Origin of the sequence: Phaeobacter sp. JH20_02, assembly GCF_048056915.1 — a bacterium.
Taxonomy (GTDB): domain Bacteria; phylum Pseudomonadota; class Alphaproteobacteria; order Rhodobacterales; family Rhodobacteraceae; genus Phaeobacter; species Phaeobacter bryozoorum.
Window position 1 is genome coordinate 64,985 of sequence record NZ_JAYMVP010000014.1, and the last position, 22,730, is coordinate 87,714.

Annotated in this window: 15 protein-coding genes; 6 read left to right on the forward strand and 9 right to left on the reverse strand. The window is 58.4% G+C overall.

The genetic code is table 11. From position 1 onward, the window contains the following. Nucleotides 1–6 precede the first annotated feature (6 nt). The 6 genes from VWY34_RS03995 (at nt 7) to VWY34_RS04020 (ending at nt 12,832) form a co-directional block, all read left to right on the forward strand. Complete coding sequence (locus VWY34_RS03995) at nt 7–1,944, forward strand: type IV secretory system conjugative DNA transfer family protein (RefSeq protein WP_416548847.1); 1,938 nt, start codon at nt 7–9, stop codon at nt 1,942–1,944. A gap of 265 nt (nt 1,945–2,209) precedes the next feature. Continuing rightward, the gene (locus VWY34_RS04000) at nt 2,210–5,470 is read left to right on the forward strand and encodes a helicase-related protein (protein ID WP_416548849.1); all 3,261 of its coding nucleotides are present in this window, start codon (nt 2,210–2,212) and stop codon (nt 5,468–5,470) included. Then, nucleotides 5,467–6,156 carry a DUF4391 domain-containing protein gene (locus VWY34_RS04005; protein WP_416548851.1) on the forward strand — a complete coding sequence of 230 codons (690 nt, stop codon included), beginning with the start codon at nt 5,467–5,469 and terminating at the stop codon, nt 6,154–6,156. Before VWY34_RS04000 ends, VWY34_RS04005 begins: the two co-directional genes overlap by 4 nt. After that, nucleotides 6,149–8,032, forward strand: a complete 1,884-nt coding sequence (locus VWY34_RS04010; protein ID WP_416548853.1) for a site-specific DNA-methyltransferase — start codon at nt 6,149–6,151, stop codon at nt 8,030–8,032. Before VWY34_RS04005 ends, VWY34_RS04010 begins: the two co-directional genes overlap by 8 nt. Then, on the forward strand, nt 8,032–9,687 hold the full coding sequence (locus tag VWY34_RS04015) for an RNA-binding domain-containing protein (protein WP_416548855.1): 1,656 nt from the start codon (nt 8,032–8,034) through the stop codon (nt 9,685–9,687). The genes VWY34_RS04010 and VWY34_RS04015 overlap by 1 nt, the downstream gene beginning before the upstream one ends. 61 nt (nt 9,688–9,748) lie before the next feature. After that, complete coding sequence (locus VWY34_RS04020; protein ID WP_111550063.1) at nt 9,749–12,832, forward strand: type III restriction-modification system endonuclease; 3,084 nt, start codon at nt 9,749–9,751, stop codon at nt 12,830–12,832. A gap of 128 nt (nt 12,833–12,960) precedes the next feature. On the opposite strand, the gene virB11 is transcribed toward VWY34_RS04020, so the two are convergent. The 9 genes from virB11 to VWY34_RS04065 form a co-directional block, all read right to left on the reverse strand. Beyond that, nucleotides 12,961–13,959 (reverse strand): P-type DNA transfer ATPase VirB11, encoded by a 999-nt coding sequence (gene virB11, locus VWY34_RS04025; RefSeq protein WP_416548857.1) that lies wholly within the window; start codon nt 13,957–13,959, stop codon nt 12,961–12,963. Nucleotides 13,960–14,069: 110 nt separating this feature from the next. After that, nucleotides 14,070–15,527: a TrbI/VirB10 family protein gene (locus tag VWY34_RS04030; protein WP_416551703.1), complete on the reverse strand. Its 1,458-nt coding sequence runs from the start codon at nt 15,525–15,527 to the stop codon at nt 14,070–14,072. A gap of 2 nt (nt 15,528–15,529) precedes the next feature. After that, nucleotides 15,530–16,261 (reverse strand): TrbG/VirB9 family P-type conjugative transfer protein, encoded by a 732-nt coding sequence (locus VWY34_RS04035; protein ID WP_416548861.1) that lies wholly within the window; start codon nt 16,259–16,261, stop codon nt 15,530–15,532. 3 nt (nt 16,262–16,264) lie between these two features. Then, complete coding sequence (locus VWY34_RS04040) at nt 16,265–16,909, reverse strand: virB8 family protein (protein ID WP_416551701.1); 645 nt, start codon at nt 16,907–16,909, stop codon at nt 16,265–16,267. Between the two features lie 2 nt (nt 16,910–16,911). Continuing rightward, nucleotides 16,912–17,913 (reverse strand): type IV secretion system protein, encoded by a 1,002-nt coding sequence (locus tag VWY34_RS04045; RefSeq protein ID WP_224557930.1) that lies wholly within the window; start codon nt 17,911–17,913, stop codon nt 16,912–16,914. Continuing rightward, nucleotides 17,913–18,401, reverse strand: a complete 489-nt coding sequence (locus VWY34_RS04050; protein ID WP_416536828.1) for a hypothetical protein — start codon at nt 18,399–18,401, stop codon at nt 17,913–17,915. The genes VWY34_RS04045 and VWY34_RS04050 overlap by 1 nt, the downstream gene beginning before the upstream one ends. A 3-nt stretch (nt 18,402–18,404) precedes the next feature. Then, nucleotides 18,405–19,214: a type IV secretion system protein gene (locus VWY34_RS04055; protein WP_416551699.1), complete on the reverse strand. Its 810-nt coding sequence runs from the start codon at nt 19,212–19,214 to the stop codon at nt 18,405–18,407. After that, entirely contained in the window at nt 19,204–20,292 is a 1,089-nt protein-coding gene (locus VWY34_RS04060; RefSeq protein WP_416551697.1) for a lytic transglycosylase domain-containing protein, read from the reverse strand. Before VWY34_RS04060 ends, VWY34_RS04055 begins: the two co-directional genes overlap by 11 nt. Before the next feature lie 165 nt (nt 20,293–20,457). Next, nucleotides 20,458–22,716, reverse strand: a complete 2,259-nt coding sequence (locus VWY34_RS04065; protein ID WP_416558531.1) for a VirB4 family type IV secretion system protein — start codon at nt 22,714–22,716, stop codon at nt 20,458–20,460. Between the last annotated feature and the right edge of the window lie 14 nt (nt 22,717–22,730).

The following is a 22,730-nucleotide window of genomic DNA, read 5'->3' on the forward strand; positions in this document are numbered from 1 at the left end:
CAAAACATGCTGCATGCAATGGAAAGCCGTTGGCGGTATCCGATCGCCATCCTGCTCGGTCTCGGTGTTGGCACCTGGATCGGTGCCGCGATCGCCACGCTCTATCTGATGGCGCGATTTGGCGAAGACCTGGGTGGGTTCGATATTTTCGAACTTTGGTTGCTCAATCTGTCTGATCCACGGATCAAGGCAAACCCTGCGGTGGAACATACTGCGTGGCTCATCACGGCACTTCCTGCCCTGCTTCTGGCGGCGACAGGAGCGACATCCGTTCATCGCGGGTCGCTCACCGATTATGATGATGCGCATTTCCAGTCGCGTCCCGAGCTCCGCCGCAACCGTATGTCGGCGTCTCTTTCCCAGAACGGCTTTCTGTTCGGCAAGCTCGGGTCACCTGCGTCCCGCGCGCCTTTCGTGTCGGCCACGCCAGATCGCTTCCCACACGCAATGATGATCGCGCCAACGGGCCGGGGCAAAGGGGTAGGCTTCGTTTTGCCAAACCTTTTGCACTTCCAGGGCAGTGCCGTGATCCTTGACGTCAAGGGCGAGAATTTCGAGAAGACATCCATCCACCGCCAAAAGGCGCTGAACAATCAGGTCTGGTACTTTTCGCCCTATGACTACGTTCAGCCCGAAGGTAAAAACGGGCCTGTCCTGACCCGCACGCACCGGTTCAATCCTCTCCAGCGCATTGCCGATCTGCCCAGCCCCGAGCAGCAATACACCGCCGTAAACACCATGGCGGACTTGTTCCTCATCGTCGAAAGCGTGAACGCGCAGAGCTTTTTCCAGGCCGGACGCAGCCTGTTCGTGGCGTCTTGCCTCTATGCCATCGAGACCGGAAAGCCGACGATCGGTGAGGCGTTGCGGATCATGACTGGCGGCGGCAATAAAAAGGAATTCTACAAACGGGCCGCCATGCAGACCGCAAACCCGGTGGTGGCAGAGATTTTCCTGAGCATGGCCGACGAAGTGGATAAGATTCTCGATTCCTATGTCAGTGTGATCCGCGGGGCCGGATTGGAGCTCTGGCTCGATCCGGCGGTGGACCGGGCAACACAGGCAAGCGATTTCGACTTCGGGACGTTCCGACGAGAGCCACAGTCGCTCTATATTGTCGTGCAGCCGGAGCACCTGAAAACACTGGCCCCCCTGATCCGGCTCCTGTTCGCCGATGCCATCGCATGTTTGCAGCGCGCGCATCCCGGACCGGACGAGCCACATCCCGTCATGTTCCTGATGGATGAATTCGACCAACTGGGCAAACAACCCCTGGTCTTGCAGAGCATCAAGACGATCCGCTCCTATGGCGGGCGGCTCTTTATCATCTCGCAGTCGATCCCCGGTCTTGAGGGCATCTATGGCGAAACCGACCGCCGCGCGCTGCAGGCCGGTGCGGGTGTGCAGATCTACATGACCCCGCAGGATGATCGCACCGCCGACGTGCTGTCCGCAGCCCTCGGCAAGCGCACGATCGTGGGCAAGACCAGATCACAGGCAACCGTGCGCAAGCTCTCGGAAAGTGCAAATATCAGCCGTCGCTCGGAAGAACGGGCGCTGGTATCCCCCGCTGAATTGCTGCGTTTCCCGCTCGACAAGGTCCTAGTCCTGCCTGAGGGGCAATATCCAATCAAGGCGGATCACATCCGCTACTATGCGGACCGGCATTTTGAGGAGATCGACAAAGCACGGCAGGGGCATTCCTTGCCCTATCCTCCTGCTGCAGCGCCAGTCTCGAACAGGCCGAAGAAAATCACCCTCGAGCATTCAGAACCTGCAGCACCCGCGGCGATCTCCATGGGCGACAAGGAATTCGAGACTGCGGTGCAGACCTACACAGGCGCGCTACAGGGATACGCAGAAGCCGCGAGGGCACAGCCAAAGAAAACACGATCTGGTCGTAGGCAACGGAGCTCAGGCTTGGCCGGAACTAGTACAGCCTGACCACTTCTAAATCATTAAACAAATAAAAACCAAGGCTTTAGAAGCGCTTACGATCCTAGTCTGGGCTTAGGTAGTGGATTAAGGTGATGGGGCGGCCGATGGCCGAATGCTTGGAGAAGGGCTGACGCTTGGCTTCGCCCAAGGCTCCGAGTTATTCTTTTTGGCAGTGTAAACAGCTTTGCGCATTTATTTTCAAAGCGTTGCACATTCTGCCGCGAGAGTTAGTGTGACATCATTTCCGAACATATGACCTATGGGGGAACTTTTGCGGATTGTCGACAACACAACCACGCTGCTGGGAGATGATCTGAAAAGCGAGCTGTCCGGCGCGTCGAAATTTCGGGTCGCCGCCGCGTGCTTCTCTATTTACGCATTCGATGCCCTGAAAACGGAATTGAGTGAACTAAAAGAGTTCGAGTTCATTTTTACCACACCGACGTTTACCCCAAACGGTGCGATCGACCGCATCAAGAAGGAGAAGCGTGAGTTTTTCATTCCCAAAGGGCGAGCGGCAGAAACGCTTTCAGGCAGCGAGTTTGAGATTCAGCTTCGGAACAAGATGACTCAACGGGCGGTCGCGCGGGAATGTGCCAACTGGATCCGCAAAAAGGCGCGCTTCAAGTCGAACGTCACATCAGCACCGATGCAGCAGTTCGGACATGTGCAGCGGTCCGAGACCGGTGCGGCCTATATGCCGCTGTCAGGGTTTACCGCTGTTGACCTCGGGTATCAGCGCGGGGATGCGGTCTCAAGCTACACACAGGTCATGGATGAGCCCCAGTTTGCGCAGACCTACCTGAACCTCTTTGACCAGATCTGGAATGATGAGGAAAAGCTGCGAGATGTCACGGCCGAAGTCCTTGAGCACATCGAGTCCGTGTACCAGGAGAATCCTGCCGAACGGGTCTACTTCATGATTCTGTTCAACCTGTTCAGCGACTTCCTGAGCGAGATCGATGAGGACGTTCTGCCTAAGGATCGAACCGGTTATCTTGAAAGTCTTGTTTGGCAGAAGCTCTTCAATTTCCAGCGAGATGCCGCCGTCGGCGTTATCAACAAGCTGGAAACTTATAACGGGTGCATTCTGGCCGACAGTGTGGGGCTGGGCAAAACCTTCACGGCTCTGGCGGTGGTGAAGTATTACGAACTGCGCAACAAGGACGTTCTGGTCCTGTGCCCGAAAAAGCTAGCAGACAACTGGCGCAACTATAATGCAAACCTGACCACCAACATTTTCGCCAAGGACCGGTTTCGATACGACGTGTTGTGCCATACGGACCTTTCACGAACGTCTGGCGAGTCATTCGGGATGCGGCTCGATCGTGTGAACTGGGGCAATTACGATCTGGTCGTCATCGATGAATCCCACAACTTCCGGAACAACGATGTCTACAAGGATCGCGAAACCCGTTACCAACGTCTGATGAACCAGGTGATCAAGGCCGGGGTCAAGACCAAGGTCCTGATGTTGTCGGCGACGCCGGTTAACAATCGTTTCACAGATCTGAGAAACCAACTGGCGCTTGCCTATGAAGGGCATTCAGATGCCCTGAGCAAGAACCTGAAAACCAAGACCAGCGTGGAAGAGATATTTCGTCGCGCGCAGACTGCGTTTAACGTCTGGTCCAACTTACCCCCGGATCAAAGGACGCCAGCCTCCATCCTAAGGGCACTGGATTTCGATTTCTTTGAGCTGCTCGATGCGGTGACGATCGCGCGATCCCGCAAGCATATCGAAACCTTCTACGACACGGCGGACATCGGCAAGTTTCCAACGCGACTGAAGCCGTTGTCACATCATCTGCCGATCACGCACCGTGACGACGTCATCGGCTTCAATGAGATATTCGCCCAGCTGAGCGACCTGAAAATGGCCGTCTATGCACCGGTCAACTATATCCAGCCCAGTCGTTTGAAAAAATACGAAGACCTCTATGACACCAAGACGGAGGGCGGCAAAGGCACGCTGAAACAGGCTGACCGCGAGAAGAGCCTGCAAGCCTTGATGACGACCAACCTGCTCAAGCGGTTGGAAAGCTCTGTCCATGCATTCCGTAAGACCCTTGGCGCGCTGTCCGGCAATATCGGCCGGACGCTGGATGCCATTGCCCAGTTCGAGGCTTCCGGCGGTGCAGCGACGGTCGAGGATTTGGACATCGACCTGGAAGCTGTTGCGGACGAGGATGACGACTTCGCCGATTTCTCTGTAGGTAAGAAGATCAAGATTGATCTGGCAGATATGGACGTCACGGCCTGGAAGCAGGAGTTGTCGGTCGACAAGATCATCATCGATGGCCTGATTGCCGAGATGGAGAAGGTCACGCCCGAAGACGACGCGAAGCTTCAGCATCTAATTGCCGAGATCGCTGGAAAGATGGCCAACCCTCTGAACCCCGGCAACCGCAAGGTGGTCGTTTTCACCGCCTATGCCGATACCGCGAACTACCTGTTCGATCAGCTCGCGCCACATTTCGCCGAGGCGCAGAACATTCACAGCGGCATTGTCACCGGATCGGGCAATCCGCGAACCACGCTCAAGAAATACTATGACTTCCAATCCGTCCTGACGCTCTTTGCCCCCCGTGCCAAGGAGAAGGACAAGATCATGCCCGATGATCCGGCTGAGCTGGACATCCTGATCGGCACCGACTGCATATCCGAGGGGCAGAACCTTCAGGATTGCGACTACCTGATCAATTATGACATCCACTGGAACCCTGTGCGCATCGTTCAGCGGTTCGGCCGGATCGACCGCATCGGCTCGCCCAACACCCAGATCCAGCTGTCCAACTACTGGCCCGACATCAGCCTGGACGAATACATCAACCTCAAGGAACGCGTCGAGAACCGGATGCATATCGTCGACATGGCGGGCACCGGCGAGGATAACGTGCTCACCTCCAAAAGCTCGGACGTCGCCTACCGCAAGGACCAACTTCAGCGCCTTCAGAACGAGGTGATCGAGCTTGAGGACGTGAAGACCGGCATTTCCATCACCGACCTGGGCCTGAACGACTTCCGGATGGACCTGCTCAACTACCTCAAGACCCATGATGACCTGCCGCGCATGCCGCATGGGTTGCACACGGTCATCCCGTCGGACCCCAAGCGCGGCCTGCACCCGGGCGTGATCTTCACGCTGCGCAACATCCATGACAGCGTGAACGTGGGCCAGCAGAACCGCCTGCATCCCTATTACCTGATCTACATCGGTCAGGACGGCCAGATCATCGCGGACCAGACACAGGTCAAACGCCTGCTTGATCTGATCCGGTCGGGCTGCAAGGGCGTCACACAGCCCATTTGCGACTTGTGCACAGCCTTCAACGCGGAAACGCAGGACGGGCGCAAGATGGGCACCTACTCAAACCTGCTCAACGACGCCATCCGCTCGATGATCGAGGTCAAGGAGGAACGTGATATCGACAGTCTGTTCTCGGGCGGGCATACCACGGCCCTGACCCAGACCATCGCGGGGCTGGAGGATTTCGAACTTATCGCCTTCATCGTGGTGCGCGACCCATGACGCTGTATCAATATCCAACTCAGACCGCGCTCAAACGCGTGATCCCCAAGACCCGCATCTATGACGGGGCCGCCGCCAGCACGGCGCTGCGCGAGCGTTTCGTGCGCGAGGTGGATCAGATCACATGGGCGCACAAACTCGCTCCCGAGACGCTGAACCTGCCCGCCACGCCTGCGGTGCCGGAAATTCAGGTGTTCCGCGTCACGCTCAAGGGCGACACGCTGCATGACGACATCCTGCGCGCCATGGATCGCGCCATTCCCTTCCCGCTGATGTTCGAGCTAGTGGCGGGGGACCGCATCCAACCCGCCGCCGCCTATAAACGCCCGTCCGAGGCGGAGCGCGGCAAATGGGTGCTGTCCGATCCCTTGCGGGGGGAGTGGACCGCGCATGACGCCCCCCGCGCGCCCTTGCCGGTGGCGGTCAACATGGGTGTGCTCTATGACAGGATGCTGTCCGCGCTGATGCCGGTGGCGCCGGTGCCGGGCGAGGATGTGGAGAGCCGCCTTGCGCGACTGGCGGCAATCAGGGCAAAAGAGCGTGAGATTGCGCAGCTTCAATCGAAGTTGAAACGCGAAAGCCAGTTCAACATCAAGGTGACCCTGCACGGCCAATTGGCCGAGGCTCAGGCGGCCTTTGACCATATGAAAGACCCGGGAAAAGCGGGCGGGGGAAACCATGAGTGACGAGATTGAAAAGCTGAAAATGCACAGCCCCGACCTGACCGCACAGAACGTGGAGCGGATCGCGGCGCTGTTTCCGGGATGTGTAACGGAAAGCAGGGGGCCGGATGGCACGCTGCGCCGCGCGGTGGATTTTGACCTGCTGCGGCAGGAATTGTCGGACAGCATCGTGGATGGCCCGCAAGAGCGGTATCATCTGGACTGGCCGGGCAAGCGGCAGGCGCTGATCACGGCCAATGCGCCGATTGCGAAAACTCTGCGGCCCGTGCGGGCGGAGTCGGTGGAGTTCGACACCACCCGGAATTTGTTCATCGAGGGCGATAACCTTGAGGCACTGAAGCTGCTGCAAGAGACCTATCTGGGCAAGGTCAAGATGATCTACATCGACCCGCCCTATAATACGGGGAATGATTTTGTCTATGACGATGACTTTGCCGAGAGCACGGCAGAGTTTCTGGCCAAGTCAAATCAGGTGGATGAGGCGGGAAACAGGCTGGTGGCGAATACGCAATCGAATGGGCGGTTTCATTCGGATTGGTTGTCGATGATATTGCCAAGGCTTCAACTTGCTCGAACGCTATTGAAAGATGACGGGGCCATAGTAATCAGCATCGACGATAATGAAGTTCATAATCTTCGACGAATTTGCGATGAAGTTTTTGGAGCAGAAAATTTTGTTGCACAGAATGTCTGGCAGAAGCGATACTCGCGAGAAAATAGAGGCACTATTGGTGATGCACATGAGTATGTCATTTTTTACGCCCGAAACTTGGCTGCATTCGCGGGTTCCTGCAACCGAATAGGTATCACTGATGCCCAGAGGAAGGCATATGGTTTTGACGATGGTGACGGTCGAGGCCCTTGGCGCGGGATTCCAATGACTGCGCAGGGCTTTCGCCCAAATCAGATGTATGAGATCACCTCTCCGTCTGGAAAAGTGTTTACTCCTTCAGATGGACGATGCTGGAGCATGGTCGAATCGGAGTTCCTAAGGTTAAAGTCCGAAGGAAAGATTTATTTTGGTAAAAATAATGACGCCCAACCGAGCGTAATTCGATACTTGAGTGAGAATTTGGGTGTTATCCCGTGGACTTGGTGGCCGCATGACGAAGTAGGTCATACAGATGAAGCTCGAAAAGAAATCCGCTCTATCTTTGGCTCGACTGAGGTGTTTGATACACCCAAACCGACAAGGCTGCTTAAGCGGATACTGACAATCGCAACAAAACCGGACGATCTGACGTTAGACTTTTTTGCTGGTTCTGGTGCTTTTGCTGAAGCCGCAATGAAAATTAACGCGGAAGATGGAGGCAGAAGACGATTTATTCTTGTCCAAATTCCTGAGCCAGTAAATGAGCAGCTTGTTGCTGTTAGTTCTCAGTTCGCCACCATCGCTGAAATCTCCAAAGAACGCATCCGCCGCGCGGGGGCGAAAATCCTCGAAGGGGAGTGTCACCCCGACTGGAACCGCGATGTGGGCTTTCGCGTGCTGAAAATCGACAGCTCGAACATGGCCGATGTCTATTACACCCCCGATGCCACCACTCAGGCCGACCTGCTGACCCGCGTGGACAATATCAAGCCGGATCGCAGCCCCGAAGACCTGCTGTTTCAGGTGCTGCTGGACTGGGGCGTTGACCTGACCCTGCCCATCACCCGCGAGAGCGTCGCGGGCAAGACCGTCTTCACCGTCGCCGGCACCGCCCTGATCGCCTGTTTCGACAACGGCGTGGACGAGACGCTGGTCAAAACCCTCGCCACCCGCCACCCCCTGCGCGTGGTGTTCAAGGACACAGGCTTCAAGGACGACGCGACCAAGATCAACGTCAAACAGATCTTCAAATCCCTGTCGCCCGACACAGACGTCAAAGCCATCTGATGACCCCCGCCGAGTTGCGCCTCAAACTGACCGACCTGATCGCCACCTGGGAAAACGAGGTGGTCGAGTTCAAGGAGGCGTCCAATTCCTATTCCACAGGGGATATCGGGAAATACTTTTCGGCCCTGTCGAATGAGGCAAACCTGAAGGACGTGGACGCGGGCTGGCTTGTGTTCGGGGTGAATAACAAAAGCAGGACTGTCGTGGGGACGGATTACCGGCCCGCCCACGACCATCTGCAAAGCCTCAAGCAGCAGATTGCCGAAGGTGCAGACCCGACAACCACATTCCGGCAAATCCATGAGGTGGATGTGGACGGCAAGCGCGTTGTCATGCTGGAAATTCCGCCCGCCCCAAGGGGTATTCCGATTGCGTGGCAGGGTCAGACCTATGCGCGGGCAGGGGAAAGCCTGAGCGCGCTTGGCTTTGCGAAGCAAGATGAGATCCGCAACCAGACCCTGCACGACGATTGGAGCGCGCAGTTGGTGGACGGCGCCACGCTGGATGATCTGGACCCCGTGGCAGTGGAGCGCGCACGCAGTGACTTTGCCCTGAAGCATCAAAACCGGATCAATGCGGATGAGGTGCGCGGCTGGCCGGTGGCGACCCTGCTGGACCGCGCGAAGGTGACCCAACGCGGACAGGTGACGCGCACGGCGCTGTTGCTCTTGGGGCGTGCGGAAAGCGCCTATCTGCTGTCCCCCCATCCCGCACAGATGACATGGAAGCTGGTCGGACCGGAAACGGCCTATGAACACTTCGGCCCGCCATTCCTGCTGGCGACCTCGCAGCTCTATCAACGCATCCGCAACATTCAGCTGCGCCTGCTCCCTGATGACGAGCTGCTGCCGCATGAGGTGTCGAAATACGACCAGAAGGTGGTGCTGGAGGCGCTGCACAACTGCATCGCCCATCAGGATTACCGCCAGAACCAGCGGATCATCGTGACCGAGCGGCCGGATCGCTTGGTGTTGGAAAACGCAGGGCGGTTCTTTGAGGGCGCCCCCGAGGATTATGTGCGCGGCGACAAGACGCCGAGGGGCTATCGCAACCCCTATCTGGTGCAGGCCATGGTCGAGCTGAACATGATCGACCAGATGGGCTATGGCATTCAGCGGATGTATGAAACGCAGCGCAAGCGCTATCTGCCGATGCCGGATTACGAGGTGTCGGGCGATGCAGTGGTGATGACGGTCTATGGTGGGGTGGTCGATCCGGCCTATACACGCGTTCTGATGGAAAACGGCGGCTTGAAGCTGACCGACGTGCTGGCGCTGGACCGGGTGCAGAAAAGGTTGGAGGTGCCGGATGCGGCGATCCAGGCTCTGAAGCGCAAGGGGCTGGTTGAGGGGCGCAGGCCGAACCTTCGTGTGTCGGCCGCCGTAGCAGCCGCGTCTTCCCGGCAGGCCGAGTATATCAAGACCAGCGCTTTCGATGATCAGCATTATGCCGATCTGGTGCTCAAGTTTTTAAGTAAGTTCGGCAGTGCCTCAAGAAAGGAAATCGACGAACTGCTGTGGGACAAGCTCAGTGATGCGCTGAACGATGCGCAGAAAAAGAGCAAAATAGGCAATATTCTCACTAAGTTACGTGTGGATGGGGTGATTTTCAACGCAGGGTCAAGGACCGCGCCGGAATGGAAGGCATGCGAATGAAACGCGAACACCCTAAGAAAGCATCTAAGAAAGAACAGCCCGATTTAAGAAAGCGACAGTCATGAAAATCAAGTTCAAGTCGCAACCCTATCAGACCGATGCCGTCGATGCGGTGGTCGATTGCTTTGAGGGCCAGCCCCGGCAGGATGTTCAGAAATACACCATCGACCCCGGCGCAGACCGGCAGGCCAAGATGGAGGTGGAGGGTTTTGGCAACGCCCCTGTCAAGCTGCCCGAGGACGTCTTGTTGGAGAACATCCGCAAGGTGCAGCGCGGCGCGATGCTGCCCCCGTCGGACAGCCTGACGCATCACACCGATGACAAGGGCAAGACCAAGCCCGCCAGCTACAAGCCCGGCGCGCAGATCAACCTCGACGTCGAGATGGAGACAGGCACGGGCAAGACCTATGTCTACATCAAGACCATGTTCGAGATGCACAAACGCTATGGCTGGTCCAAGTTCATCATCATGGTGCCCAGCGTGGCGATCCGCGAAGGGGTGGCCAAGTCGATCCAGATGACGGCTGAGCATTTCCAGCAAGAATACGGCAAGAAGGTCCGGGCGTTCGTCTATAATTCAAAGCGGCTGCACGAGCTGGAGAGCTTTTCGTCGGACGCGGGCATCAACGTGATGGTGATCAACGTTCAGGCCTTTAACGCGTCAGGGGCGGATAACCGGCGGATCTATGACGAGCTGGACGATTTCCAGTCGCGCAAGCCCATCGACGTGATCGCCAAGAACCGCCCCATCCTGATCCTGGACGAGCCGCAGAAAATGGAAGGGCCGGCGACGCAAAAAAGCTTACCGCTGTTCAACCCGCTGTTCATCCTGCGCTATTCGGCGACGCACAGAACCGTCCACAACAAGGTGCATCGTCTGGATGCGGTGGATGCCTTCAACAGGAAGCTGGTCAAGAAAATCAAGGTGCGCGGTGTGGAAACCAAAGGCCTGAGCGGGACGAACCCCTATCTGTTCCTGCACCGGATCGAGACCTCAAGCGCCGCGCCGGTCGCCTGGGTGGATATCGAGGTCAAGATGCAGAGCGGGATCAAACGTGTCGCCCGCAAACTGGAACAGGGGCGCAACCTGTTCGATCTGTCCAAGGGGCTGGAGGTCTACAAGGATTTCGTTGTCAGCAATATCGACGCCCGCGATGACACGGTGCATTTCACCAATGGTGATGAACTGCACGCGGGTGAGGCGTCGGGCGATGTGACGGAACGCGACATCCGGCGCATTCAGATCCGCGAAACGATCTCGGCCCATCTGGAACGCGAACAGGCGCTGTTCGCGCGTGGGATCAAGGTGCTGTCGCTGTTTTTCATCGACGAGGTGGTGAAGTATCGTGACTACGACCAGGCTGACGAGCAGGGCGAATATGCCAGGGTGTTCGAGGAAGAATACGCGCAGGCGGTTGACGAGCTACTTGCTGAGTTGCCGCTGGAGAATGTGGAGTATCGCGACTATCTGACCGGGATCGAGGTGGGCAAGACCCATCGCGGTTATTTCTCGATCGACAAGAAGGGGCGGATGACAGACCCCAAGGCTGCCGCCCGTGGCGAGTTGGCGGGCCAATCGACAGAACCCAGTGATTACGATCTGATCCTGAAGGACAAGGAGCGGCTGTTGTCCTTTGAGGAACCCACGCGTTTCATCTTTTCCCACTCAGCCCTGCGAGAAGGTTGGGACAACCCCAATGTCTTCGTGATGTGCATGCTCAAGCACAATGAAAGCCAGAACACCATCTCACGGCGTCAGGAAGTCGGGCGCGGTCTGCGGATCGCGGTCAATCGCAATGGCGAGAGGATGGATCATCCGGTGACCGTGCATGACATCAACGTGCTGACCGTAGTCGCATCGGAGAGCTACAAGGGGTTTGTGACAGCCCTGCAGAAAGAGATCGTCGAGAACCTGTCGGCTCGGCCCAAGCAGGCGGATGCCGAGTATTTTGATGGCAAGACGTTGAAAACCGGCGATCTGGAGTTGGTCTTGGACAAATCGCTTGCCAAAAAGTTGGAGCGCTTCCTGATCAAGAGCGACTATGTCGATGAAGATGGCCACATCACCGCCGCCTATCACGAGGCCCGTAAGTCGGAGGCACTGGCAGAGCTTCCCGAGGAGCTGGAAGCCCATCGCGATGCCGTCTTCGCGCTGATTGACACCGTTTTCAATGGCAGGGCCATCGACGACATGTTCAGCGACGGGCGCACCCCAAAGAGAAACCGGCTGAATGAAAATTTCCAGCGCAAGGAGTTTCAAGAGCTTTGGCGCCGGATAAACCGAAAGGCCGTCTATCAGGTCGAGTTCGACAGCGTCGCACTGGTCCAAAGCTGTATTAACCGGTTGGAAAGCGAACTGCAGGTTGCGCCGCTGCAATATCTGGTGACGGAGGGTGCCTTGTCCGATGACGTGACCGATGAAAACCTTCGGGATGGCAGTGCCTTCGTGCAGGGGAAAATTCGGTCTGAGAGCGGCAAGAGTGCACATTCACGCGTGTCATACGATGTCATCGGATCAATTGCTCAGAATACTGATTTGACACGCAAGACCGTGGGCGAAATCCTGGCCGGGATCCAACCGGCAAAATTTGGTGAGTTTGCCAAGAACCCTGAACAATTCATCGCTGATGCCTCGCACTTGATCCAAGAGCAAAAAGCAACCGCGATCATCGAAAAGCTGACCTACGATGCAGTCGAAGAGCGCTATGATTCCGAGCTGTTCACGGCGGGCGAAACGGGCAACGACTTCAAGAAGGCGACTGAGAAGCTGAAGAACCACGTCTATGATTATGCGATCGTGGATTCAAAGGTAGAGCGCGACTTTGTCAGGGATCTCGATACAAGCGCAGAGGTTGTCGTTTACTCCAAACTACCACGCGGCTTCCTGATCCCGACACCCGTTGGTGACTACAACCCGGATTGGGCGATCGCGTTCAAAGAAGGCGGTATCAAGCATCTCTACTTTGTCGCAGAGACCAAGTCTGACCTCCCCTCGATGAAGATGCGTGAACTGGAACAGACCAAGATCAAATGTGCCCGAAAGTTCTTTGACGAAATCGGTCGACGGATTAATGACAACAGCGTCAAGTATGATGTGGTCACCAGCTACTCTGAACTTATGACGCTGGTGAAAGATGTGGGGTGAAGAAACCGCGGTATCTCCCTCGAGTTTCCTGTTGACGCCAAACAGACCATTTTCCGCTTGCAGATCAGGGTGCCCCGTTAAGCATCATCGCTGTGTGCAGGCCCTCTGTGGCGGACTAGCAGATCCCCTCAAGGATTTGAGCTGCCAGGCACCCACACCTGTTCGACCCCACGTCTTCCGTCTTTCCGACCAAGCTGCACCACGACATCGATGCTGGACGCGGCATAGCGCCTTACCTCCTCAAAGCTCATATTGATGCCCACCGACATGACCATGAGGGCAAGGCGGTCGAGCGCCTTCTGCGCGGTATCGGCGTGAATTGTGGTGAAAGAGCCTGAATGGCCGGTGTTGATCGCGTCGAGGAAGGTCTTGCACTCATCGCCGCGCAACTCGCCAAGAATGATCCGGTCAGGACGCATGCGCAAAGAGGTCTCCAGCAATTTGGCCGCGGTGCGCTCACTTGAGGGGACACGGTCAGCCTTGAGCATCGCGCGATTGGGCTGCGGAGGAAAGAGCTCGAATGCGTCCTCGATGGTCACGATACGCTCCGTCTTGGTCACCAGCGCGAGAAGCGCCCGGGCAAAAGTCGTTTTGCCCGTGGACGTCCCGCCGCTGATCATGATGTTCAACCGCTCTTCGATGCAGAGTTTCATGGCGGTTCGAATATCCCCCGCCTCGGTCAGTGCGATCACCCGTTCGGCTTTTGCCTGTCGTTCGGCATCCAAATCCACCAGTCCACCGTGCAACAGACCGATGTCGCCCAAGGTGAGTTGGTCTTCACTGTAGCGGCGCAAGGTGATCGACGGCCCGCCATCCACGACCGGTGGATAGACGACCTGTGCCCGGATCGGCTTGCCGTTCATCTCGATCTTGCCGGAGACGAGCGGCTTTTTCTCGCTGATCTGTCCGTGGGTGGCGCTGGCAATGGATGTTGCAAGGTCCCGAGCTTGGGAAGGGGAGAAAAACACACCTTCGAGGCCGACCATATGCTCAGCCCCCCGGGTTTCCACCCAGACCTTTCCATCGGGATTGACCGCTATTTCGACCACGCAGGGATCGGCGATCGGTGCAGCCAGAGGTTTTAGATAGGTCGAAAGAAAACTGGCTTTTTCTGCCGTCGGGTTCATGGCTGGCCGCCCGTGTGTTTCAGGTTTGTGTTGCTTTGAGACACGCGGCCTCTCCCTTCGGTCGAACGCGTGTTTCGGCACATGATTATTTTGTCGAACCTGAAACGCACTCAATAGAACTCGAGATCACGGTCGACGATCACACTGATCGCAGCACCTGGCTGGACCGAAATAACCGGAGGCAGGGTGGTATATTCGCCGATCACCGCATTGGTGGCCTGCGAAAAACTGCCCGCGACATCCTCGGCAATTTCTGATCCGGTCTCGGAGCTGGCCTCGGATGCGGCGATTGCCGGTCCTGCGCCGATGATCGAGAGCAATGCGGCGGTGCCAAAGCGCAGCCCAAAGCGGGAGTTCACGGAGCCCGTCATGCCCGAGCGGCCCTGATCGTCCGCGCCAAATGCGGCGAGCTGAACCGATTGCCCCTCGGGTGTGACGATGCGTGACCAGCCAACCAGAATGCGGGCCTGGCCCAAAGAGACATTCGAATTGTAGGTCCCGAAGAGGCGGGAGCCTTCGGGAATGAGAACGCGGGACTGATCGAAACTCCAGACCGGGTAGTTCACGATGGCGGTAATCTGTCCGGGCAATGTGGATTCGATGGCGGTTTCCAGTGACGCTTGAATGAGCGTGCCCTGCAGAACCGTATTGGAAGGATTGGCGATTACCTCCGCTGTCGCGACTTGAACGGGCTGGGCACCGTCCAACACGAAGGCGCGCGCCGCCGCATCTCCGAGCGCGGGCCCCCTCTCGGGGTCGGATGCCGGACTGCCCGTCTGTCCGCCCGCATCAAAGATCACCCCTTCGGACCGGATTTGTGTGTCGCGCAGCGCCGCCGCCTCGGCACGCCGACGGTCCAGTTCAGCCCGCCGCGCGGCTTCCTCGGCGGCGAGCTGATCCCTCTCGGTTTGCGCGCGTAGAGCATCATTCATTCCGTCATCGATCTGCTGTTGCAGGGCGTCGTTCTGGCGCTGCAGTCCGAGCATTTGCTCCATCAACTGCTCCATCCGGCCATCGGCAACACGCGCACGTGCGGCAACCTCATCGGCGATACGCTTTTGCGCTTCAAGATCGGCTTCTGCCAACCGGGTGTCCATCTCGCTTTGCATCTGGGCGATGAGCGCCGTGTTCTGTTCCTGGACCGAGCGCAGCGCTTCGGCCAGCTCGGCGGAATTGTCGGGGGCAGGGGCTTCGGCCAGTCTTGCCAACTGGGCTTGTAGGGCGACCACGTCGCTCGCAAGCTTGGCGTTCTGTTCCTCGAGGGCTTGGCGCTGCGCCGCGAGTTCATCCTCGATTGGTCCGGGATCGAATCTCGGCTCTGATCTTTGTTCGGTCGGTTCCGCGTCGGTTGTCATGCGGCCGAACCCGTCACCGTCGACCTGATCCTGAAAGTCGTCGGCTTTCGATGTTTCAACGGCAGAAGTGATGCCGCTGCCTTGCACAAGCGGGTAGGCAATGATGGCGGTCCCTGCCAGAAGCAATGCACCCAAACCAAGCCTGAGCCCGAGAGATGCGCGCCGCTTGGGCGCGAAGCTGTATTCCTTTCCCCCTGTTTTCTCGTCGCTCATGATCAGAACTCCCGTCCACGCAGGGCGGCCACGGCGGCAGCCTCGGTCGTGAACCCACCAGTTTCCCGGGTAATGCAGATATGATCTTCGCCCATGCGGATGGTGTAGGCGTCCCGCACGCCGGTGACCCGCACGACCGCACCTTGCGTCTGGCTGTTCTGGGTGATCTCGTAGCCTTGGGCGTTCAAGCCGAAGATCGAGGGCCGCACGCCGGGCCGGAATTCAAAGAATGTCGAGCGCCCATCATTCCAGACCCTCGTCGGGCGGATCGCACCGCTGCCCGCGAACTGATAGCCGGTATCTCGGCCTCCAGCCGCAAGCTGGCGCCCGGCGGGTCGCTCGTCGGGAAAGTTTACGACGACCCGGAAAGACTGTGTCCGCGAGCGTCCCTCTGTCAGATAGAAGGCGACAGCGCGGCGGTTGGTAAAGATCGTCAGGTTTGTCGCGGCCCGTGCCTCGACAGGCTTGATCGAGATCGTATTGCGGTTTGACAGAACCTCCACTTCATAGGACGCGGAGTCACCGATCAGGACTTGATTGATCCGTTCGCCGGGACCGAGTTCGATTGACGTGTTTACCCGAAGGTGGGTGTCGATCCGGATCACATCCGTAGGGTTGAAGGTCACGTGGCGAACGCGGGCGTCCTGACCCATGGTGACCGGTGCGCGCTCGGCCAAGGCGGGCGTTCCGAGCAACCCGCCGACCGTTGCGATGGCAATTATGAAGGTTTTCATGAACTATTCTCGTGTCAGTGTTTCGGCATCGACCCGGTAAGCGGTCACCGAGAAGCCAAGGGGATTTTCCCAAACGCGTGTCAGGGAGCGTTCGCGGCGGGGGGCAAACTCAAACCCTACGGTGGCGATGAATGTTTGCGTGACGGGGGTCTGGTTGGGTCGGGTGAGGCGTTTGTCGAACCGGATCTGAGCCACTTCGTCCTGCAGGAAGGTGATCGCCCGCACGCGGACATCGACCTGCGCATTCGCGCCGTAGCTGCGCGGTGGATAATTCTCGGCCCCCGCGGTCCAGAGTTCTATCAGCGAGGCGCGGGCGGGCCCGCTGGAGCGCCGCTGGACACTTTCGAGCCGTTCTTGAATGCCGTTCCTGAAATAGCTTTCGCGGTCGCTGATATAGCTGACAAGCAGGGATTCCTTGATCGCTTCCTGGTCAGTGATACCGGTTGGCTGAACCTGGTAGATGCGTTCTGCTGCACCCGACGTGCTGTCGACGAGGACCGTAAACACTTCGGTTTCGCGCAGGGGCAACATAACCGTAATGGTCAGGGCCAACAGCACGGATACGGCGCAGGAACAGCCCGCAACGATCCATGCGGCGCGCGCTGCCCGGCGCGGACCCATCACCAAATCGATATCGAAATCACTCATGACTATCCCTTCTTCATCTTTCCGGCGAGCTTGACCGCACCGCCCGCATAGCTCCCGGCGCGGGCCGCGCTGGACGATCGGTCGGAGACGCCTTGTCCCTGAAGTCCTGCATTGAAGCCCCGTCGCATGTCATCTCCGCCCCGGATCGCGGCACCGGTATTGCGCCACGCGTTCCCGGGCATCCGCGCGGCATTTGCACCGATCGAGGCGAGGCCGATGTTCGTGGCGGCAAGCCCTTGCGCGAAAGTTGGCACGAGCAACATCAGGCCGGCGCCGATCATCATCACCACGACGAACGAAATCGCGTCCCCGAGTGTTTCGACGCTGTCGAGGCTCCCCGGCGCGACGGCGTTGCCAGTGGCAATGGTAAATCCTGCCATGGCAGCCACGAAAAGCGGCACAAAGGAAAAACCGATGGCGAGTTTGACCCAGGCCTCGAACAGCGGCGCGGATTGTTTGAACAAGGTGCAGGCCACGGCCACAGGTGCGATAGCGATCAATACCGCCAACATGATCTTGGCAGCCGACAGAACGATGATGGTGATCGTCGCCATGGCGGCGGCCACAAGAAACATGACCACGCTGGTCATGGCACCGGCCAGCCAGCCTCCATTCTGGCTGATCGCCTGTCCGACATTCAGGGCTTGGGAGTACAGATCGTCGATTCCATCATAAAGGTTCCCAACTGTGCCGCCTGACAGTGAGTTCAGTATCCCCGCGCCGAGCTCCGCCGGGGCGTTTGTCAAAGCGTCATAGGGGACAGAGAGGTTCGCGAAGGTCAGGAACACGTTCACCAACGCCAAACGCAGACCAAGGGCGACGATCGTTGCACGCGTAAGTTCAACGCTTTGGATCAGCAAATTAGCACCAACGAGGATCGTTACTAATACGGACGCTGCTCGCACCACGGGGCGCACAGCTGCAACGGTGTTGTCATAGGTATCAGCTGCGACACCTGCCACAGTCGCGTCGACCATGGTCAATACGTCCGCGATGATCGCCATTACGCGCCACAGCTTTCTTCGCGAAAGGTTGCATACCGTTGATCAATGGTATTCCAATCAGCGTTTCGATACCGGCGCATGGTATTGAAATCCGCCGCTGTGAGCGCATGCGCAGGCTTGTCGACCCGTTCTGTTGTGAACGCATCGAGCGACCCGAGATCATAGATGCAGCCGCAGAAGCCCTGCGACATTGCAAGCTCTCTCAGGTCGGTGCCGAAGCCCCATCGAACCGCTCCACGGAAAATCTCGTTGCCGAAAAACTCAGTGTCCGGATAGCTGAAGGTGCAGGTTTGCGGCTTCGGGAACATCAAGAGCCCTCTTGCCTGTACCTCGCGCATGAGATCGAGGAGGCGCTCTTCCTCCCCATTTTCGGTGGCAGTGACGACCTCCCCGAGCAACGTATCGTCGGGCAGGTCTTGCAAGTCTTCCGCCCAGGCACTGCCTGCTAGGGCGATGAAAACTGCAAGTGCTTTGAGTGATGTATTCAAGGGTCAGTCCTCGGCGCCGGAAAAATCAAAGAAGGAGCGTGTGCGGGCCTGCTCGGCCGCGAAATCAATGCCGTTTTGACCTTGCGCCAAGCCTTGGGCGGCATTCAGGCGCCACATCTGGCCCAGCATGTAATTCGTCTCCGCGGCCATACGCGTGTTGAGATCGATCGATTCCTTGAGCGTTTCCTGATCGCCAATCGCTTCCACCAGCCCATCGATACGCTCGATGCTCTGGGCGGCTTCCTCGTAGGAAATTTGGGCTTGCCCGATAACCATGGCATTGGCAGCCGCCAGATCGGCTATGGAAGCGCCTTGCGGGTTCCCAGCGTCGTTCAGCTCGGTGAGTTTTTCTGAGGTGAACCCCGCACTGGCCATCGTCTCGCGCATGGCATCGGCGGCCCGGCGCTCTCCCATGGTGACGTCGCCATCGAGCAGATCGTCCAGCAGGCTATCAAAATCCCCGAGCGACAGACTGTCCATGAAACCCGATAGATCGGTGATCTTCTGGGCGCGGGCACGCAGGTCCTCCACATCGTTGTAGAGGGCTGCGATTTCATTCAGGCCGGTAATTGAACCCAGGACGTCATCAAGAAGGCCCTGAATATCAGTGAGGCGCTCGATCTGGGTACGCAATTCCTCGATTTGCTGAAGCTGGTTTTCCGCATCGCGCAGCGCGGCCTGCAGCTGCTCGATATTCTGCGCGAGGTTCGATCCATCGATCACAGGCACACCCTGAGCGAAGGCAGGGGGCAGGTGTGCCGCCATGAGTGTGCCCGCGACAATAATTGCGGCAAGGCGGGTGTCAGCCCTCATCGGAATACCTCCAGAAAGTGGATTGCTCCAGGTGATCGGCGGCCTCGGTCAAACCTTGTGCCGCTTCGACTTTCACGTGGGCCGCGCGCAGACGCAGCGTCAGCGCCATGAGCCGCGCCCGTTCAGCAAGCATGTAGGTGGAGCGGTCCAGTGCCTCTTTTGCGTTACGGGGCGGATCTTCACGCAAAAGCGCCGCGATCCTCGTCATGGCCTGATCGATCTGGGTGCCCATGTAGGCGCTATAGCCGACCGAGGCATCCGCCCAGTTGCCCCAGGCGGCCGAAGCGCCATCGAAGCCCGCCAGTGACCCCGTCATATCGACGCCGGTGATGGTGCCAAGATAGTCGTTGTAATAGCCGTTGATGCGCCGGACGTAGGTCTGGGTTTCCTCGAAAGGAGGCACACCACCATATTCGAGAACACGGCCGGGGCCTGCATTATAGGCCGCCAGAGCGTGATCGATCCGACCGAAGCGGTTCAGTTGCGTGAGAATGTAGCGTGCGCCACCGTCCAGGTTTTCCCAAGGATCATACGGGTTCACACCGAGATCCGATGCTGTGCCCGGCATCAGCTGGCAAAAACCGCGCGCACCCACGTGGGAGACGGCTGCATTGTTGAAACGACTTTCCTGCTTGATCAGTGACTGAAACAGGATACGCCATGTCAGCGGCGTCAGACCGGCGGCCGCAACACCGGGATGACCCTCATAGCGCCGCGCCACCGTGATGATCATGCGCTCCACGTCGCTTGGCTCACCGAAGAGGCGATCGGCGTCAGGATGATCTTCCTGGGCTGGGTAAGTCTCTGCAGCGCTCGCCCAGCCAGGCCCACCAGCCTCGAACCCACTCAGGTCGGTGACACCGGTGGTCTCCGCCAGGAAACGCTCATAGGCTTCAAGCTGCTCTTGATAGATATCCGCTTGTTCCTGGCGGGCGTCGCGCTTCTGGCCCTGCCGCAAGGCGTCGCGTGCGAGCTCTTCCACGCGAGACACAGCGCGGGCAAGGTTGGAGCCATCGACCACTGGCACGCCCTGCGCGGAGGCAAGCGAGCCAAGACCCAAGGCCAACGGAATCGCCATTCTAGAAGCTCTGGAAATCACAATGCGCATTCCGTGAAACAAGGTCGGGAGCAGGGGCCGAGAACGCCATCGCGGGCCGTTCAAAACAGGGCGATCGCACGCCTGTTGATGCACCTTCGCAAGCGCTCAGGACCGTCATGGCGACCAACAGAAAAAATCGTGCTTTCACATCATGTCCTTCCAGAATTCTTCTTTCTTGCGCCAATTGGCAGGCGCCTTTTCCTCGCCGGTCTTGCCGCCACCAAGAACAGTAACCAGACCGCCCAAGCCTGCGAGATCGGTATTGACGAACACGCTGTCGGCGCCAGAACGGATCAATGCCAGCCGCAACCCGGCTGTCGGGCTGGAAAGAAAATCCGCCTCGCGCGCATTCAGGCGCAGGATGCTGTAATCCTCCGGATTTGCCCGTGGATTGGGAAACAGGATCTGGGTTGCCACACTTTCTGCGATGATCTGGCCGACCGAACTTTGGTCCAGATGGCCCGGTGTCTGGGTCAACATCATCACCACGCAGTTGCGCTTGCGCATGGTAACCAGCCAGTCATGGAGGCGCTTGACGAAGATATCGTCAGCCAACATCTTCCACGCCTCGTCGATCACAATGATCGTTGGTCTACGATCCTCGATCACGCGCTCGATACGGCGGAAGAGATAGGCGAGCAGGGCGGAGCGTTCTGCGTCCTGGTCCAGAAGTTCGGTCATGTCGAGACCAAGGACATCCTCGCCAATGGCAATCGACTGGGCACTGGGCCTTGAGAAAAGCCAACCGTACCGGCCGGCTTCTGTCCATTCCCGCACGCGGGACACCAGGTCGCCGTCATCATCGGTAGATGCCACGAGGCTTGCCAAACCGTCAAAGGTTCTAAGGCCCGGCTCCGCAGCGGCAATCTGACGAACCGCCTCGTTCAGTGCTGCGTTCTGGACCGTCTCAAATGGACGGTGACGGGCCAGAATGTCGCCGAGCCAATCTGTCAGCCAGGCGGCCCCCCGCGCATCGGTCTCCGTGGTCATCGGGTTAAAGCCGGTGGGTTTGCCCACCTTGATTTCGCTGTAGCTGCCACCCAAAGCGCGGATCGCCATCTCCAACCCCTGATCCTTGTCGAAAACGATGACTCGCGCACCCACTCTTCGGGCCTGTGCCATGAGAAAAGCCGTGCCGAGTGTCTTGCCGGACCCGGTGCGGCCCAGAACAAGCGTGTGCCCGACGCTTGGTTCATCGGTCCGGCGCCCCGCTTCGTGAAAGTTGAACCGGTAGAGGCTGGAGGTCACGGTCGGGAAGGCCGTGATCGTCTTGCCCCATGGGCTGGCCTCAGGTCCGCGCCCTGGCCGTGTCTTGTGAAAGGCCGCCAGTTCCGCGAAATTGTGCGACGAAACGATCCCGTCACGGATCCGGTAGGCCCAGTTTCCAGGCGCTTGCGCGAAATAGAGCGCCTTTGCGGCCCAGGATTCCCGGACCAGAACGGCACCGGTCTCCTGCCCCGCCCGCCAGATCTCGGAAGCTGCCTGTTCCAGTTCCTCGGCGCTGTCACAGAAGACCTGCACGGATGCATGGTGTGTCCCAAAGGTCGACCGGCCGGATGCCACGGCGTCGGCGGCTTCGATCAATTGCTCTGTCAGGCTGACACCAGCATCCTCGGAGGCACCCCGCTGGCGAAAGGTGCGTTGAATGCGCTCAACCATCTCATTGGCGCGCCGCGGCGTGAAAGAGTTGGTGATCGTGATGTCATAGGGCAGTTCCAACGCGTCAAGCATGGTTGGCCAGGTGCGGCTGGGATAGGATTTCATCCCGAAAATCGCGCCGTATCTTGGGCTGCCGCCGCTTTCCAGCCGCATGGTTTTGCCTTGAAAGCTGACGTCGAAATTGCTCATCGTGTCAGCCAACAGTTGCCCGGGGGCCGCGATGATCTTGCCGTAGCGCTGTCCGTGAACCGCGGCCAACACTGCAAGCCAGTCCCCGCTCGAGACGGTCAGGCGCGCTGCGCCTGCGTCGGAATACATCGCCATGAGCAGCGTCATGGCCTCTTCCAGGGCAACAATTCGCGTATCGATGTCTTTCTGGAAATCGCGGCCGCCGCCAAGGGCGCCCAGAACCTTCGAGAATGCCTGCGGCATCGACGGACGCATCAATACTGTCAGCATCAAGGTGCGGGCTTTCAGGTCACGTGCGCGCAGGCTTCTCTGCCACGCCGCGTCTACCGCATTTGCAAAAGGCATACCGTCAGGCGCAGCAAGGTCCGCGACATCCGGGCGTGATACCTTGTTGATGTGGAAACCGAAACGCTCGCCCAACTGACTGACGATCCGGGCAAAGCCTTCACTGATCTCATCGATCCGGGCGTCATCGCTGGTGAAGCTGTCGATCCCGCCAAGCGTGACCGACGCCATCAGATCACCCTGCCGCGTCAGGATGACATTGTCTCGCACCGCAGCAATGTAAG

Excerpts from the sequence above, each read along its gene's own strand:
- virB11 (WP_416548857.1), bottom strand. The coding sequence starts at position 13,959 with ATGAACCCGACGGCAGAAAAAGCCAGTTTTCTTTCGACCTATCTAAAA.
- VWY34_RS04055 (WP_416551699.1), bottom strand. The coding sequence starts at position 19,214 with ATGAGGGCTGACACCCGCCTTGCCGCAATTATTGTCGCGGGCACACTC.
- VWY34_RS03995 (WP_416548847.1), top strand. The coding sequence starts at position 7 with ATGCTGCATGCAATGGAAAGCCGTTGGCGGTATCCGATCGCCATCCTG.
- VWY34_RS04045 (WP_224557930.1), bottom strand. The coding sequence starts at position 17,913 with ATGGCGATCATCGCGGACGTATTGACCATGGTCGACGCGACTGTGGCA.
- VWY34_RS04015 (WP_416548855.1), top strand. The coding sequence starts at position 8,032 with ATGACCCCCGCCGAGTTGCGCCTCAAACTGACCGACCTGATCGCCACC.
- VWY34_RS04020 (WP_111550063.1), top strand. The coding sequence starts at position 9,749 with ATGAAAATCAAGTTCAAGTCGCAACCCTATCAGACCGATGCCGTCGAT.
- VWY34_RS04035 (WP_416548861.1), bottom strand. The coding sequence starts at position 16,261 with ATGAAAACCTTCATAATTGCCATCGCAACGGTCGGCGGGTTGCTCGGA.
- VWY34_RS04030 (WP_416551703.1), bottom strand. The coding sequence starts at position 15,527 with ATGAGCGACGAGAAAACAGGGGGAAAGGAATACAGCTTCGCGCCCAAG.
- VWY34_RS04040 (WP_416551701.1), bottom strand. The coding sequence starts at position 16,909 with ATGAGTGATTTCGATATCGATTTGGTGATGGGTCCGCGCCGGGCAGCG.
- VWY34_RS04005 (WP_416548851.1), top strand. The coding sequence starts at position 5,467 with ATGACGCTGTATCAATATCCAACTCAGACCGCGCTCAAACGCGTGATC.
- VWY34_RS04060 (WP_416551697.1), bottom strand. The coding sequence starts at position 20,292 with ATGGCGATTCCGTTGGCCTTGGGTCTTGGCTCGCTTGCCTCCGCGCAG.
- VWY34_RS04010 (WP_416548853.1), top strand. The coding sequence starts at position 6,149 with ATGAGTGACGAGATTGAAAAGCTGAAAATGCACAGCCCCGACCTGACC.